Genomic DNA, 13,836 nt, shown 5'->3' with positions numbered 1-13,836 from the left:
CTAAGTCTCTTAGTTACTAAGATGACCAGAGAATAAGAGGAGTGGTGGGCCATGTCAACCGAGACCGAAAGCGGCACGTATCCGGTGCCCCCGGACGAGCTGCAGCGGTTCGGCGGCCTGGCACGGGAGATGAGCGGCCTCACAGTGCTGTTCCACTCCCGGATCGCCGAGCAGATGGGCGTGTCCGCGACCGACTACAAGTGCCTCGACATCGCCATGCGGGTGGACGAGCCGCTGACCGCCGGGCAGATCGCCAAGATGTCCGGGCTGTCGACCGGCGCGGTGACCGGCGTGATCGACCGGCTGGAGAAGCGCGGGTTCGTCCGCCGCGTCCGCGACCCGCACGACCGGCGCAAAGTCCTGGTCGAGGTGACCACGTCCGACGGGCACAAGTACGAGCAGCTGTTCTCGCACCTGGCCGACGGCCTGGCGGAGGTGCTGACCCGGTTCAGCCCGGAGGAACGTGCGATCGTCGAGCGGTTCCAGCGCACGACGGTCGACCAGTTCCGCCGGGAGGCCTTCGGCGGCCTGGAGGAGCGCTGATGCCGACGTTCCGGTTCGCCGAAGCCGCCCGCCTGCTCGGCGTCAGCGACGACACCATCCGCCGCTGGGCCGACGCGGGCGACCTGACCGCCGGTCTGGACGCCTCCGGCCGCAAGGTCGTCGACGGTGCCGAGCTCGCGGAGTTCGCCCGGACGCACGCCAACGAGATCCCCGACCCGTCCGGGATCGGCCGCTCGGCGCGTAACCGGTTTGTCGGGTTGGTGACTTCGATCGTCTCCGACAAGGTCATGGCGCAGGTGGAAATTCAGGCGGGGCCGCATCGAGTTGTGTCTTTGATGTCTGCCGAGGCCGTGCGGGAACTTGGTCTTGAACTGGGCTCTTTGGCGGTGGCTGTGGTCAAGGCGACGACGGTGATGGTGGAAACGCCGCCCTCGTAGTCGGATAACGTCTGGAGTATGGGTTTCCTGGGGCGCATCAGACGGGGGTTTGCTCGCAGCCAGCGCACTCCCGAGGAGCAGTTCACTGACGACTTCGTGGCCACCATCGACCGGCTGCCCGGGATCGCCAGGATCACCAAGACCGACGGGTTCGGCATCGAGGTCCGCCGGGCCGGCGAGACCGGTTCGCACTCGATCTTCCTCGGCAACCTGTTCGCCGAGGTACAGCACCTGTCGGCGGGCGAGCGCAGAGAAGCCGTGCAGCAGTTCGTCGCCGCGATGTTCGCCCAGCCCGACGAGCCGGAAAGCTGGGAGGCCGCGGCGCCGCGGCTCCGCCCGGTGCTGCGCACATCGTCCTACGCACAGGCCGGCCAGGTCGGTGGGATAACAGTCGCCAGCCGGCCGTCGCTCAGGCACCTGGTCGAGATGCTGGTGATCGACCATGAGCACCGGATGAGCCTGGTCAACTCGGACAGCCTCGAGCAGTGGGGCGTGACGTTCGACGAGGCGTACCAGCGCGGCGCGCAGAACCTCATGGTCGAAGGCACGCATCTGGCCCGGCTCGACAACGGCGTGCTCGCCGTGGCCAGCGAAGACACCTACGAATCGTCCCGGCTGGTGGTGCCGGGCTGGCTGGCCGGGCTGGGTGAGGAACTCGGTATCCTGCCGGTCGCGGTGGTGCCGTCGCGGGACATGATGCTGATCGCCGACGGGCGGGACAACGCCGCCGTGCTGTGGATTCTCGAAGAGGGCATGAAGATCTTCGCCGACCATCCGCGCTGGCTGTCGCCGGTTCCGTACAAAGCGGACGAAGACGGCGACATCGTCGCGTGGCGCCCCGAAGAGGGACATCCGGCGTTCGACGCGGTCCGGCTGGCCGAGCGGACCCTGGAGACGTTCGAGTACCGCGAGCAGAAGAACCGGCTGGAGAAGCTGTTCCGGCAGGCCGGGGAAGACCTGCTGGTCGGCGACTACGAGGTGGAGACCGAGGGCACCGCCCGCAGCGTCACCACGTGGCCGCGGTCGGCCGACGCGCTGCTGCCGTACGCCGACGAGATCGTTTTCCCGGCCGAGTCCGGCTCGTTCCGGATCGCCTGGACCAGCGCGGCCAGGCTGCTGAGCGACGAATGGGAAGAAGCGCCGACCACACCGCCGCGCCGCCGGACCCTGCGCTGGCCGGACGAGGAAACCCTCGCCAGGCTGCGTGCTCAGTCCTCCGGCGTGTAGGGCAACGGCACGATCAGGCACGGCCCTCCGACGAACAACCCGCCGTCCACGCCGAGCACTTTGCCGCCCGCGTACTCGTAAGGGGCCTCCACCTGCGCGGGGAGGATGCCGAGCTGGTCGGCGATCACGCTGTGACCGTGCACGACCTGCTTGCCACCGAGGAAGTCCAGCAGCTGTTCGGCGACTTCCTGGCCCTGCGGGCCGCGGAAGGAGTACCGGGTGGTCATCCGGCGCCAGCACTCCCACCATTCGCCCAGGTCATCGCCCTTCAGCAGGGCCTTGACCGCGGCGTTGATCTCGTCGACCGTCTCGCCCCAGTTGAGGTACTCGATGGTGTCTGAGTGCATGAGCAGGTGGTCGTCGACGACCTGCAGCACGTCCCGGTCGGTCAGCCACTCCAGGTGCGCGTCGGTCAACGCCTCCTGGTCGCTCTCCTGACCGCCGTTGATCTCCCAGCTGCGGGCGAAACTGCGTGGCCCGAAGTCCGACGGCACGTCCGTGTCGCCGAACCGGTACATGCCCAGCAACAGGATCTCGTGGTTGCCCAGCAGACTGTCCACCTGCCCGCCGGCCTCCTGGGCCTGGCCGTTGAGCTGCATGACCAGGTCGATCACGCCGATGCCGTCCGGCCCACGGTCGACGAAGTCGCCCAGGAACCACACGCGCGACCGGCCACCGGCCCAGTTCGACTCCTCGTCGAGCAGGCCGGCAGCGTGCAACGCGCCTTCGAGCTCGGCGCGGTGCCCGTGCACGTCCCCGATCACGTAGGTTCGTTGCTCATCCCGCACAACCGGAGACGATACGAGCATCGTCAGCCGAACGGTTGCAAGGTATGCCCAATCAGGTCCGCGATCGAGTTGACCACCCTGGTCGGGCGGTACGGAAACTGCTCTGCGGTGTGTTCGTTCGAGATGCCGGTGAGCACCAGGATGGTGGCCAGCCCGGCCTCAAGACCGGCGCGGACGTCGGTGTCCATCCGGTCGCCGATCATCAGGGTGTTCTCGGAGTGCGCGCCGAGCGAACGCAGCGCGGAACGCATCATCAGTGGATTCGGCTTGCCGACGAAGTACGGTTTGAATCCGGTGGCCCGCTCGATCAGCGCGGCGACCGCACCGGTGGCCGGCAGTGATCCCTCTCGGCTGGGGCCGGTGGCGTCCGGGTTCGTCGCGATGAACTTCGCGCCCTCCTCCACCAGGCGGATGGCCTTGGTGATCGCGGTGAAGCTGTACGTCCTGGTCTCGCCGAGCACGACGTAGTCGGGGTCGCGGTCGGTCAGCACGTAGCCGATCTCGTGCAACGCGGTGGTCAGCCCGGCTTCGCCGATCACGAAGGCCGAGCCGCCGGGCCGCTGCGAGTCGAGGAACTTCGCGGTGGCCAGTGCGGACGTCCAGATCGACGTCTCCGGTACGTCGAGTCCGGTCCGGGCCAGGCGTGCTCTCAGGTCGCGTGGTGTGAAAATGGAGTTGTTGGTCAGTACATGGAACTTGATCTCATTGGCGCGCAGTTCGGCGAGGAATTCGTCGACACCGGGAACAAGGTGTTCCTCGTGGACAAGCACGCCGTCCATGTCCATCAGGTAGTTCCAGGTCATGAGGACATGATCGCAGTGTCGCGGCGCAAGGGCCCTTTCGGCTGTCCTCGCGGGCTTGACCGCCCAACCGGCGGACGATACTAATGGCGACTGGAGTAACGGCGAGGAGTCGAGTTGGGGCGCAGGCACAAACCTAGCCGCTGGCCGGTCAACTGGACCGTCGTCGGCGTCGTCGCTGCGCTCACCTTGGCGATCGGCATCGCTGTGGCCATGCTTTCCGGTGATGACAGGCGCGGTGGCATTGTCGTGCCGACTCACACAACCCAGCCGCCCGCGTTGATCGCGCCGACCGGAACCGGCCTCAACCCGGCGATCGGGTCGTTACCGACCACGTCGGCGCGGCCCGCGAGCGGCCGGGCGACCGTCAACGCGACGATCCTGCCCGGCAGGTAGTTGCCTCACCAGGGTGAGTTTTGCCCCCAATGCCACATTGGGGGCATCAGATGCCCCCAATGTGGCATTGGGGGCAACCCAACCACTCTTGGTGGGGACGGTTCTGGCTTATGGTGAGGTACACCACATAGTCGGGAGGCCTTCGCCGTGACTGTTCCTAGTTATGCCTCTGGTCCGTCGACCGTGTCGTTGCTCGGCGACACCATCGGAGACAACTTCGACCGGACAGTCGCCGCGTACGGCGACCGCGACGCGCTGGTCGACCGCGCGGCGGGCAAGCGGTGGACCTACCGGGAACTGTCCGACGAGATCACCGCGGTGGCGCTGGGCCTGCTCGAGAAGGGTGTGGGCAAGGGAGATCGGGTCGGGATCTGGTCGCCCAACCGTGCCGAGTGGACGTTCGTGCAGTACGCGACCGCGAAGATCGGCGCGATCCTGGTGAACATCAACCCCGCGTACCGGGTGCACGAACTGACCTATGTGCTCAACCAGTCCGGTATCCGCACGCTGATCTCCGCGCCCTCGTTCAAGACCTCGGACTACGCCGCGATGATCGCAGAGGCCCGGCCGTCGTGCCCGGCGCTCACCGACGTGATCCTGCTGGACAGTCCTGAGTGGACAGATCTGGTCGGCCGCGGTGGCGATCCCTCGCGCCTGGCCGGGATCCGGCTGTCAGCCGATGATCCCATCAACATCCAGTACACGTCCGGCACCACGGGTTTCCCCAAAGGTGCGACGCTCTCGCACCACAACATCCTCAACAACGGCTTCTTCGTCGGCGAGACCTGCGGATACACCGCCGAGGACAAGGTCTGCATCCCGGTGCCCTTCTACCACTGTTTCGGCATGGTCATGGGCAATCTCGCGTGCACGACCCACGGCGCCTGCATGGTCATTCCCGCGCCCGCCTTCCAGCCCGCGGAAACCCTTGCCGCGGCGGCGGAGGAGAAGTGCACCTCGCTCTACGGCGTCCCGACGATGTTCATCGCCATGCTCGCCGAGGCGGACTTCGAGGGCTACGACCTTTCGTCGCTGCGGACCGGGATCATGGCCGGATCGCCTTGTCCGGTCGAGGTGATGAAGCAGGTCATCGAGCGGATGGGGATGACCGAGGTGACGATCTGCTACGGCATGACCGAGACGTCACCGGTGTCCACCCAGACCACCGCCGCGGACTCGGTGGACCGTCGAGTGTCCACTGTGGGCAAAGTGCATCCGCATCTGGAAGTCAAGGTCGTCGACCCGGAGACCGGTCTTACGGTGCCGCGCGGCGAGCCCGGCGAGTTCTGCACGCGCGGATACTCGGTGATGCTGGGCTACTGGGAACAACCGGACAAGACGGCCGAAGCGATCGACGCTGCCCGGTGGATGCACACCGGCGACCTGGCGGTGATGGACGACGAGGGCTATCTGAGCATCACCGGCCGCATCAAGGACATGGTGATCCGTGGCGGCGAGAACATCTACCCGCGTGAGATCGAGGAATTCCTTTATACCCACCCGGATATCCTTGACGCGCAGGTCATCGGCGTGCCGGATGAACGCTACGGCGAAGAATTGATGGCATGGATCCGGATGCGTGACGGCGCCACCGCGCTGACCGCGGAATCCTTGCGGGAGTTCTGTACCGGCAAGCTCGCGCACTACAAGATCCCGCGATATGTGCACATCGTCGACGAGTTCCCGATGACGGTCACCGGAAAGATCCGCAAGGTCGAGATGCGGGCGGCGGCCAAGGAGATTCTCGGCAAGTAGTCTTGATGAGGTGATCGGATGGGGAGTAGTCGCCACCGGCGGCATCGCGGACGTTGTCACCTCGGACATGAAGCTGGTGCCGGATGCCGAGGTCCGGGCGGTTTCCTCGCGGGATTCCGCCAAGGCCGCGGCATTCGCGTCCAGGCACGGGATTCCGCGCTCATATGGCGACTACCACGACATGTTGCGTGACCCGGATGTCGACGTGGTCTACGTGGCCACACCGCACAGTAGTCACCATGTGGTGGCGCGTAACGCTTTGCTCGCGGGCAAGGCCGTGTTGTGTGAGAAGCCGCTGACTGTTTCGTTGCGTGACGCCGAGGATCTGGTGAGCGTGGCGCGTAAACAGAATGTCTTCCTGATGGAAGCGATGTGGACGCGTTTCAACCCGTTGATCCGGCTGTTGCGCAAACTCGTCGCCGACGGTGTGATCGGCTCGATTCGTAGTGTGCACGCGGATTTCGGCGAGCCATTCGCGCACAATCCGGCGCATCGCCTGTGGGACCCCGCTGCGGGCGGCGGTTCGTTGCTGGATCTGGGTGTGTATCCGGTCTCGCTCGCGCAGATGTTGCTTGGCGAGCCGGAAAGCGTTGCCTCGCATGGTTCCCTGATCGACGGAGTGGACGCCGAGGCAGCACTGTTGTTGCGTTATCCGAATGGAGTTTCCGCGCACCTGTCGTCGTCCTTGGTCGGCAACTACCCGATCGCGGCGACGGTCGTCGGTACGGCCGGGCGGATCGAGATCCCGCCGGTGTTCTACCGGCCGACCGAACTCGTGGTGATCCGTCCGGACGCGTTGCCCGAACGGCACACCCTTGAGCTGCACGGTTTCGGTTACCAGTATCAGATCGCCGAGGTCGACGAGCGGATGACCGCCGGGGACAAGGAAAGCCCGGAGATGCCGCTGGAGGAGACCCTGGCGGTGATGCGGACCCTGACCGAAGCCCTCGACCAGCTCGGCGTCAGCTACCCGTGATGGTCAGGTAGATCAACGCCAGGTTCAACGCGATCACGGCCGCCGCGATCAACCACGCCAGCACGGTGGTCACGCGGTGGTTCGTGTTCTCGCCCATCAGGCTGCGCTTGGCGGTCAGCTTCACCAACGGGATCAACGCGAACGGGATTCCGAACGACAGCACGACCTGCGAGATGACCAGTGCCCACGACGGGTCCACGTTGAACGCCAGCAGCACGACAGCTGGCACCAGCGTGAGCAGACGCCTTGCCAGCAAAGGAATCCGGCGGCGCAGCAGCCCGCCCATGACCACGGCTCCCGCGTAGCACCCGACGGACGTCGACGCGAAACCCGAGGCCAGCAGCCCGATCGCGAACAGCAGCGCGATCCCGGTACCGAGGTGGTCGCCGATCGCGGTGTGCACGCCCGACAGCGTGTCGATGCCTTCCATCCCGGCCAACGCACTCGCCGCGAGCAACAGCATCGCCAGGTTCACCGCGCCCGCGAAGACCATCGCGATCCCGACGTCGAACCTGGTCGCGGTGAGCAGCTTGGCCAACGGCCGCCCGGTCTGCTTGCCGTGCCGGTCCCGCGCCAGCGCCGAGTGCAGGTACACCGCGTGCGGCATCACTGTCGCGCCGAGCATCCCGGCCGCCAGCAGCACGCTCTCCGACCCGGCGAACTGCGGCACGAGCCCGCCGACGATGCCGGAGCCCGACGGCGGCGAGACCAACAGCCCGGCCGCGAACCCGATGGCGATCACCAGCAGCAGACCCGTGATCACCCGCTCGAACGGCCGTTGCCCGGCGCGGTCCTGCACCAGCAGCAGGCCGGTCGAGACCACTCCGGTGATCAGCCCGCCGACCAGCAGCGGCAGGTCGAACAACAGGTTCAGGGCGATCGCGCCGCCCAGCACCTCGGCAAGGTCGGTGGCCATCGCGACCACCTCGGCCTGTGCCCAGTAGCCGAGCCGGGCCGGGGTGGACAACGTGTCGCGGACCGCCTCGGGTAGCGACTGCCCGGTGACGAGCCCCAGCTTGGCCGACAGGTACTGCACCAGCCCGGCCATCACGTTGGCTGCGACCACGACCCAGACGAGCAGGTAGCCGAACTGGGCCCCGGCAGCGGTGTTCGTGGCGACGTTGCCGGGGTCCACATAGGCGATGGCGGCCACGAAGGCGGGCCCGAGCAACGCGGCTCCCGCCCGGACGCGGGTGATCCGCGGTCTGATGGCACTGGCGATCGACAACGGACCTCCCGGGTAAGAACCTGTCCGAGCAGATTATTGCAAACTATTTGCAACAACCTCTGCGAAGACCTTCGCGTCCTCTTCGCCGAACTGGTCCTCCAGCACCTCGGGTGAGTAGTCCAGGTCGATCTCGGCCACCGGCTTGCCCCGTGCCGACGAGATGGCGCCGAGCCGCCGTTGTGCCCGGTCAGCAGCGTAGGCGACATACTCCTGTGGATCCGACTCGAAGGGGCGGGGTTCCTCGAACTGGTCGCCCACCCACTGGATCATGTCGAGCGCGATCGGCAGAAGTTCGCCCATTCGCTTGGTGACTTCGTCGAACAGGGAGTCGTCCGCGGCGACGTGCCGCCGGCAGGTGAACGTGCCCCAGGCCATGTGCCTGCGCTCGTCGTCGCCGATCCGCCGGACGAGCTCCTGCATGCCGGGCAGGATGCCGCGGTTGACGCAGATCTTGTGCCAGGCGTAGTACCCGGTCAGCGCCAGTGTGCCCTCGATCACGTGGTTGTAGGTCACCGAGGCGCGGATCTGGTTGAGCGGACTGGGATCGTCGGCCAGCACGGCCAGCGAGCCGGGCAGTTCGTCGTAGAAGAGCCTGCGGTAGTGCGGGTTCTCCGCGACGAACGGGTGCAGGTCGTCGAGCAGGCCGACCGAGTCCATCCAGCGCCGGAAGACCTCGGTGTGCTTGGCCTCCTCGAAGCAGAACTGGGTGAGGTACATCTCGTCGGACAGTCGGCCCTCGGCGGACATGGCCTTCATGAACGGCTGGATGTCCTCGGTGACGGCCTCCTCGCCAGCGATGAACTGCGCGCACAGATACGTGGCTGAGCGCTGTTCCTCGGATGTCAGCGTCTGCCAGTCGGCGCTGTCGGAGCTGAAGTCGATGTCGGCCGGGTTCCAGAACTTGGCGTTGCCCTTGACGAACAGCCTGAGCGGGAACGAGTCCCAGTTGAAGCCGCCCGCGCGCAACGAGCCGAATCCTTGCCGGTGCTCAGTCATGGAAGAGCTCCTTTGCTCTCACGAGTAGTGCTCGATTGCGGGCAGGATCACCGCCTCGACCATCTCGGCGGCCTCCGCGGGGTTGCCGGACGGCAGCATCATGTGGCTGACGGCGAGCCGTACGGCCGCCTCGGCTATCACCGTCGCTGTGCCGTGCGGAAGCGTCGGCACACGGTCAATGAGGTGGCGTACGTACTGCTCGATGGCAGGCCGCAGCACGGGTTCCGCACGCGTGGTCAGAAACGGCAGCAGGTCCTCTGCCTCGGCACCGCCGATGACGGACGCGACAAGCCGGTTATCACGGCCGTGCCGGACCGTGTACTCGACGGTCGCGTGCACTGCGGACGTCAGGTCTGGTGCTGTACGCCACAGTTGTTCCGCGCCGTCGATGAACTCGGAGACCGCGCGCAGCGCGACCGCGTCGACGAGGGCGGACTTGCTGCCGAACTCGTTGTAGACGGTCTGCCTGCTCACCCCGGCGGTGTTCGCGACGTCGATCATGCGCAGCCCCGCGAAACCATGCTGGGCCAGCAGTTCCGCGGCCGCGTCCAGCAAGGTCTCACGCAGTGACAGCCGCACTCGTTCGGCGAACGGTGTGATCTCGGTCATGCCGCGAGTGTTGACACAAACCGTGTCGATGTCAACCAGCTGTACCTGAAAAGGCGTTTCGTAAAGTACTTAGGCTGGAGGTGTGACTGTGACCGTCGGCTTCGACCTGGACATGACGTTGATCGACGCGAGGCCGGGCGTGCTGCTCGCGATCACCGCGCTAGCCGAGGAAATGGGCGTACAGCTCGACGGCGACTACATCGTCGCGAACATGGGACCGCCATTGCGCGACATGTTTCTCAAGATCGGTATCGCGGAGCTGGACGTCGACCGGTACGTGGCCCGCTTCCGGGAGTTGTACCCCGCGATCGCGATCCCGGAGACGTTGCCGTTGCCCGGCGCGGAGGCCGCGCTGGCCGCGGTACGGGCCGCGGGCGGGAAGACCATGATCGTGACCGCCAAGTACCAGCGGAACGCCGAACTGCACATGGCAGCGCTGGGATGGGATGTTGATCACTTGATCGGCGACCTGTGGTCGGCTGCCAAGGCCGAGGCCCTCAAGCTGCACGGCGCCCAGATCTATGTCGGCGACCACATCGGCGACATGGCCGGCGCGGCCGCGGCGGGTGCGCTCGCGGTCGGCGTGGCCACCGGGCCGTGCGACGCGGAAATGCTCACTTCGGCTGGGGCACACGTGGTTCTGCCCAGCCTGCTCGACTTCCCGGCCTGGTTCAGCGACGCCGCACGACGCTGAAAACCGCCAGCCCCAAGCCAACGGGCAGCAGCATGGCCGCGACATAAAGCCACACAGTCAGGTTGCGCTGCCCGGCGGCGTACAGCCCGAACACCGCGATGACCGCGATCAGGCCGATGACGAACAAGGCGATCGCGGCGGGCATGAGTTTGGATCCGGTCACGCGGGAAAGACTATGCGCTACGCCAGGACCGCTGTTTGGCATAGGCTGGTGGGACGCGTCCTGGGCGTGCCCGGGGCGCGTTAGTCGTGCGGGCTGTTGGGTGCGCGGCTGGGCAGAGTCGACGAGGGAACGGTGAGAGCTGTGCCGACCGGACGGGTCAAATGGTACGACTCGGAGAAGGGCTTCGGGTTCGTCACGCAGGATGGCGGGGAGGACGTGTACGTCCGTGCTTCCGCGCTTCCTCCTGGCGTGCAAGGACTCAAGGCCGGGCAACGCATCGAGTTCGGGGTGGCCGACGGCCGCCGCGGGCCGCAGGCGTTGTCGGTCCGGCTGGTTGATCCGGTGCCTTCAGTGGCCGAGGCGCACCGGCGCCCGGCCGAGGAGCTGCACGGCCTCGTCGAGGACATGATCAAGATGCTGGAAGCCAAGATCCAGCCCGACCTGCGCCGCGGCCGTTACCCGGATCGCAAGGCCACGAAGCGAATCGCCGAAGTGGTGCGCGCGGTCGCCAGGGAGCTCGACCCGTAAACCCGCGCTGGGTCAGCCGAGTAGCCGCTCGAGGTTCGCCACGTCGTTGCGCCGCTGTTGAGCACGGCAGAGCTGCAAAGCCCGCCGCCATGCGGCTTCGGCGTCCGCGGTATGGCCGATGGCGGCACATGCCCGGCCGAGCTGGATCAGCGTGGTGGCGATGTTGTAGGTGTCGCCGACCACTTCGAAGACCGCGATCGCCTCGCGGTACCAGCTGACGGCTTCGGCGAACCTGCCGCTGTGTTCCTCGATGTAGCCGAGGCTGTCCTGGATCTCACCGGTGACGCTGCCCAGTTCGTGTTGCAGTTTCAACCCGGCCTCGCAGTTCGTGCGGGCCTCGTCGTAGTGTCCGAGCAGCGCTAGTACCCAGCCGGTCTGGTTGAGGGCATTGGCCTCGAACCTCTGGTTGCCGGCGGCCCGGTAGAGCGCCAGTGCCTGGCTGGCGTGGTGCAGGGCGCGGTGGTTGTCGCCCTGGTGGCCCCAGCTCTCGGCCATGCTGTTGTGGGCATGCGCCCGCATGACGATGTCGCCTGTCCTGGTCGCCAGCTCGGCAACGCGTTCCAGGCTGCGCACGGACTCGGTGAGCATGCCCGCGCGTGCGGTGACCTGCCCGAAATTCGCGTGCAGCCTGGTCTGGATCCGCAGGTCACCAGCGGCCTCCGTGGCGGCGACCGCCGCGCGCAGTACGGACAGGTGCTCGGCCAGCGCGCCCCGGCGAGACCGGAAGGTGTCGGTGACCAGCGACAGCTCCCAGACCTTCGAGTGCCAGCCCAGATCGGCGGCCAGCTGCTGGGCGGCGGTCAGACAGGCAAGCTCGGGGGTCATCCACGCCATTGCCTCGGCCTGGTCATGCAACGGGATCAGCGGGTCACCCGGTTCGGTGAGCTCCACCGGTGGCCGGGCGGGGGCGAGCAGCCGGTCGGCAGCCTGTGCCGTGGTGATGTAGTAGTTGATCAATCGGTGCAACGCGGTCTCGCGCACGTCGGCGGGCAACGCCGCCGCGCGTTCGACAGCGTCGAGCCGGACGAGGTCGTGCATCCGGTACCGGCCGGGCGTGGCCTGCGTGACCAGGTGTGCGGCTTCGAGTTCAGCCAGCATCCCGGCAGCGTTCTGCCCTGTGAGAACGTCGACGGCGACGACCGCGATGTCCGGGCCGGGCGCGACCCCGAGCAGGCACGCGAGCCGGGCGGTCTCCGGCGCGAGGGCGCGGTGCGACAACGCGAACACGGCGCGCAGGTTCAAGTTCGCCTCGCCGGCGTCCAGGACATCCAGGCGGTGCGCGGCGAGTTGCTCGGCCAGCTCGGCCAGTGGCAGGCCTGACACGATGGCTCGCGCCGCCACGATGCCCAGCGCCAGCGGCAAGCCGCCGCAGTGCTGCACCAGTTGCGCCACCGCTGCCGGCTCGGCGGCCAGCCGGGCTCGGCCGAGCCGGCCGGCCAGCAGGTCGTGGGCCTCTTCGCTGGTCAGCACGTCGAGCGGCACGGCCTGCGCGCCATGCGTGACGATCAAGCCGGTCAATGGCCGGCGGCTGGTCACCAGGGTGAGAACGGCCGGAGAACCGGCGAGCAGGGGGACGACCTGTGCGGTGTCGGCGGCGTTGTCCAGCACGACGAGCATCTGCCGGTCGGCCACCAGGCTGCGGTAGAGCCCGGCCTGCGCGTCATGGTCGGCGGGGATGTCCTTCGGTGCGACACCCAACGCTGCCAGGAACCCGCGCAGTGCGGTTGTCGGCGGAGTGGGTTCGCTGCTCGGGTCGAACCCGCGCAGGTTGACGAACAACTGGCCATCCGGGAAACGGTCGGCGTGCAGGTGCGCCCAGTGCAGGGCCAGCGAGGTCTTGCCGATCCCGCCACCGCCTCCGATCGCGGAGATGACGACTGTGCTCGCGTCGCTGTCGAGCCGGTCGCTGAGGTGGATGAGCTCGGCTGCCCGGCCGGTGAACGGGCGCGGCGGTGCGGGCAGCTGCCGTGGTGGCCGGGGCCGGTTGCCGGGTTCGGGCGCCAGCACGATCTCGTCGGCGGCCAGGATCCGCTGGTGCAGCTCCCGCAGTTGCGGCCCGGGGTCCGCGCCGAGCTCGTCGGTGAGCCGCTGCTGGAACTGCTGGTAGTACTCGACGGCGTCGGCCAGCCGGCCGCTGCGGTACTGGGCGAGGATCAGCTGACCGGCCAGCCGCTCGTCCAATGGATGCCGGGCCGCCCGGGTGGTCAGCTCGGCCAGCACACTGCCGTGTTCGCTGAGCCGTAGCCGGACGTCGGTGTAGTCCAGTTCGGCGGCGTAGCGCTGCCGGTGCAGCAATGCCCGCATGTCGTTGGCCCACGGCGTGTCCAGACCGGGCAACGGCTCACCGCGCCACAGGTCGAATGCCAGTTCGTACGTGCGCGCGGCCAGCTGGTCGTCGCGGGTGTCGCGGGCCCGGGTGATCAGGTCCGTGAACCGGTCGAGGTCGAGCGCGCCGGGTTCGACCGTGATCTGGTAGCCGCCGGAGTTGCGTTCGATGGGGACCGGCGCCAGGGCCTGCCGCAGCCGCGTCAGATAGGTGGAGAGCGTGCCGCGCGCGGTCTGTGGCGGGCGATCACCCCATACCCGGTCGAGCAGCTGATCAGCCGATACGGGCCGGTTCGCGTCGAACAGCAGCGCCGCCAGCACGCTGCTCTGCCGGGAATGTCCGATCTGGACGGTGCCGTCCGGTCCGTGTGCCACCACCGCGCCGAGCAGGCCGAATTCCATCGCTATGC

The 13,836-nt window shown here is 67.3% G+C and carries 15 protein-coding genes; 8 read left to right on the top strand and 7 right to left on the bottom strand.

Annotated features, from left to right (window positions below; translation table 11 throughout):
* Nucleotides 1–51 precede the first annotated feature (51 nt).
* From JOF56_RS07820 to JOF56_RS07810, 3 genes are read left to right on the top strand one after another with little or no spacing between them, the layout of a single operon-like run.
* Complete coding sequence (locus tag JOF56_RS07820; RefSeq protein WP_209635910.1) at nt 52–543, top strand: MarR family winged helix-turn-helix transcriptional regulator; 492 nt, start codon at nt 52–54, stop codon at nt 541–543.
* Entirely contained in the window at nt 543–941 is a 399-nt protein-coding gene (locus JOF56_RS07815; protein WP_209635908.1) for a TOBE domain-containing protein, read from the top strand. Before JOF56_RS07820 ends, JOF56_RS07815 begins: the two co-directional genes overlap by 1 nt.
* An 18-nt stretch (nt 942–959) precedes the next feature.
* Nucleotides 960–2,168, top strand: coding sequence for a DUF1444 domain-containing protein (locus tag JOF56_RS07810; protein WP_209635907.1), 1,209 nt, complete (start codon nt 960–962; stop codon nt 2,166–2,168).
* Here JOF56_RS07810 and JOF56_RS07805 read toward each other — a convergent pair.
* On the bottom strand, nt 2,150–2,956 hold the full coding sequence (locus JOF56_RS07805) for a metallophosphoesterase (RefSeq protein ID WP_372447846.1): 807 nt from the start codon (nt 2,954–2,956) through the stop codon (nt 2,150–2,152). The two genes, JOF56_RS07810 and JOF56_RS07805, sit on opposite strands and share 19 nt — an antisense overlap.
* Nucleotides 2,957–2,979: 23 nt before the next feature.
* A complete protein-coding gene (locus JOF56_RS07800) occupies nt 2,980–3,759 on the bottom strand; it encodes an HAD-IIA family hydrolase (protein ID WP_209635903.1) in 780 nt (259 codons plus the stop codon).
* Nucleotides 3,760–3,873: 114 nt separating this feature from the next.
* On the opposite strand from JOF56_RS07800, the gene JOF56_RS07795 reads away from it, so the two are divergent.
* The 3 genes from JOF56_RS07795 (at nt 3,874) to JOF56_RS60020 (ending at nt 6,883) form a co-directional block, all read left to right on the top strand.
* Nucleotides 3,874–4,152: a hypothetical protein gene (locus JOF56_RS07795; RefSeq protein WP_209635901.1), complete on the top strand. Its 279-nt coding sequence runs from the start codon at nt 3,874–3,876 to the stop codon at nt 4,150–4,152.
* Nucleotides 4,153–4,299: 147 nt separating this feature from the next.
* Nucleotides 4,300–5,907, top strand: a complete 1,608-nt coding sequence (locus JOF56_RS07790) for an AMP-binding protein (RefSeq protein WP_209635899.1) — start codon at nt 4,300–4,302, stop codon at nt 5,905–5,907.
* 10 nt (nt 5,908–5,917) lie between these two features.
* Complete coding sequence (locus tag JOF56_RS60020) at nt 5,918–6,883, top strand: Gfo/Idh/MocA family protein (protein WP_307854971.1); 966 nt, start codon at nt 5,918–5,920, stop codon at nt 6,881–6,883.
* On the opposite strand, the gene JOF56_RS07780 is transcribed toward JOF56_RS60020, so the two are convergent.
* Genes JOF56_RS07780 through JOF56_RS07770 form a run of 3 tightly spaced genes read right to left on the bottom strand, consistent with a single transcriptional unit; the run spans nt 6,870 to nt 9,716 of the window.
* Nucleotides 6,870–8,105 carry an Nramp family divalent metal transporter gene (locus JOF56_RS07780; RefSeq protein ID WP_372448369.1) on the bottom strand — a complete coding sequence of 412 codons (1,236 nt, stop codon included), beginning with the start codon at nt 8,103–8,105 and terminating at the stop codon, nt 6,870–6,872. The two genes, JOF56_RS60020 and JOF56_RS07780, sit on opposite strands and share 14 nt — an antisense overlap.
* A 39-nt stretch (nt 8,106–8,144) precedes the next feature.
* Nucleotides 8,145–9,107, bottom strand: a complete 963-nt coding sequence (locus JOF56_RS07775) for a R2-like ligand-binding oxidase (protein WP_209635895.1) — start codon at nt 9,105–9,107, stop codon at nt 8,145–8,147.
* Nucleotides 9,108–9,125: 18 nt separating this feature from the next.
* Nucleotides 9,126–9,716: a TetR/AcrR family transcriptional regulator gene (locus tag JOF56_RS07770; protein WP_209635893.1), complete on the bottom strand. Its 591-nt coding sequence runs from the start codon at nt 9,714–9,716 to the stop codon at nt 9,126–9,128.
* An 82-nt stretch (nt 9,717–9,798) separates the two neighbouring features.
* Here JOF56_RS07770 and JOF56_RS07765 point away from each other — a divergent pair, with 82 nt between their 5' ends.
* A complete protein-coding gene (locus JOF56_RS07765; RefSeq protein WP_307854970.1) occupies nt 9,799–10,410 on the top strand; it encodes an HAD family hydrolase in 612 nt (203 codons plus the stop codon).
* On the opposite strand, the gene JOF56_RS07760 is transcribed toward JOF56_RS07765, so the two are convergent.
* Nucleotides 10,388–10,573: a hypothetical protein gene (locus JOF56_RS07760; RefSeq protein WP_209649132.1), complete on the bottom strand. Its 186-nt coding sequence runs from the start codon at nt 10,571–10,573 to the stop codon at nt 10,388–10,390. The genes JOF56_RS07765 and JOF56_RS07760 overlap by 23 nt on opposite strands.
* 141 nt (nt 10,574–10,714) lie before the next feature.
* Between JOF56_RS07760 and JOF56_RS07755 the strand changes: the two genes are divergently transcribed.
* Nucleotides 10,715–11,101 carry a cold-shock protein gene (locus tag JOF56_RS07755; protein ID WP_209648082.1) on the top strand — a complete coding sequence of 129 codons (387 nt, stop codon included), beginning with the start codon at nt 10,715–10,717 and terminating at the stop codon, nt 11,099–11,101.
* Nucleotides 11,102–11,113: 12 nt separating this feature from the next.
* Here the strand turns inward: JOF56_RS07755 and JOF56_RS07750 are convergent, their stop codons facing one another.
* Nucleotides 11,114–13,828 (bottom strand): AfsR/SARP family transcriptional regulator, encoded by a 2,715-nt coding sequence (locus tag JOF56_RS07750; protein ID WP_209635891.1) that lies wholly within the window; start codon nt 13,826–13,828, stop codon nt 11,114–11,116.
* Between the last annotated feature and the right edge of the window lie 8 nt (nt 13,829–13,836).

This window comes from Kibdelosporangium banguiense (assembly GCF_017876405.1).
GTDB classification, from domain to species: domain Bacteria; phylum Actinomycetota; class Actinomycetes; order Mycobacteriales; family Pseudonocardiaceae; genus Kibdelosporangium; species Kibdelosporangium banguiense.
This window is presented reverse-complemented; position numbering and strand designations above follow the sequence as displayed.

Bases quoted from the DNA above. Each gene is read 5' to 3' on its own strand.
- JOF56_RS07820 (WP_209635910.1), top strand. From the start codon at position 52: ATGTCAACCGAGACCGAAAGCGGCACGTATCCGGTGCCCCCGGACGAG.
- JOF56_RS07815 (WP_209635908.1), top strand. From the start codon at position 543: ATGCCGACGTTCCGGTTCGCCGAAGCCGCCCGCCTGCTCGGCGTCAGC.
- JOF56_RS07810 (WP_209635907.1), top strand. From the start codon at position 960: ATGGGTTTCCTGGGGCGCATCAGACGGGGGTTTGCTCGCAGCCAGCGC.
- JOF56_RS07800 (WP_209635903.1), bottom strand. From the start codon at position 3,759: ATGACCTGGAACTACCTGATGGACATGGACGGCGTGCTTGTCCACGAG.
- JOF56_RS07775 (WP_209635895.1), bottom strand. From the start codon at position 9,107: ATGACTGAGCACCGGCAAGGATTCGGCTCGTTGCGCGCGGGCGGCTTC.
- JOF56_RS07770 (WP_209635893.1), bottom strand. From the start codon at position 9,716: ATGACCGAGATCACACCGTTCGCCGAACGAGTGCGGCTGTCACTGCGT.
- JOF56_RS07750 (WP_209635891.1), bottom strand. From the start codon at position 13,828: ATGGAATTCGGCCTGCTCGGCGCGGTGGTGGCACACGGACCGGACGGC.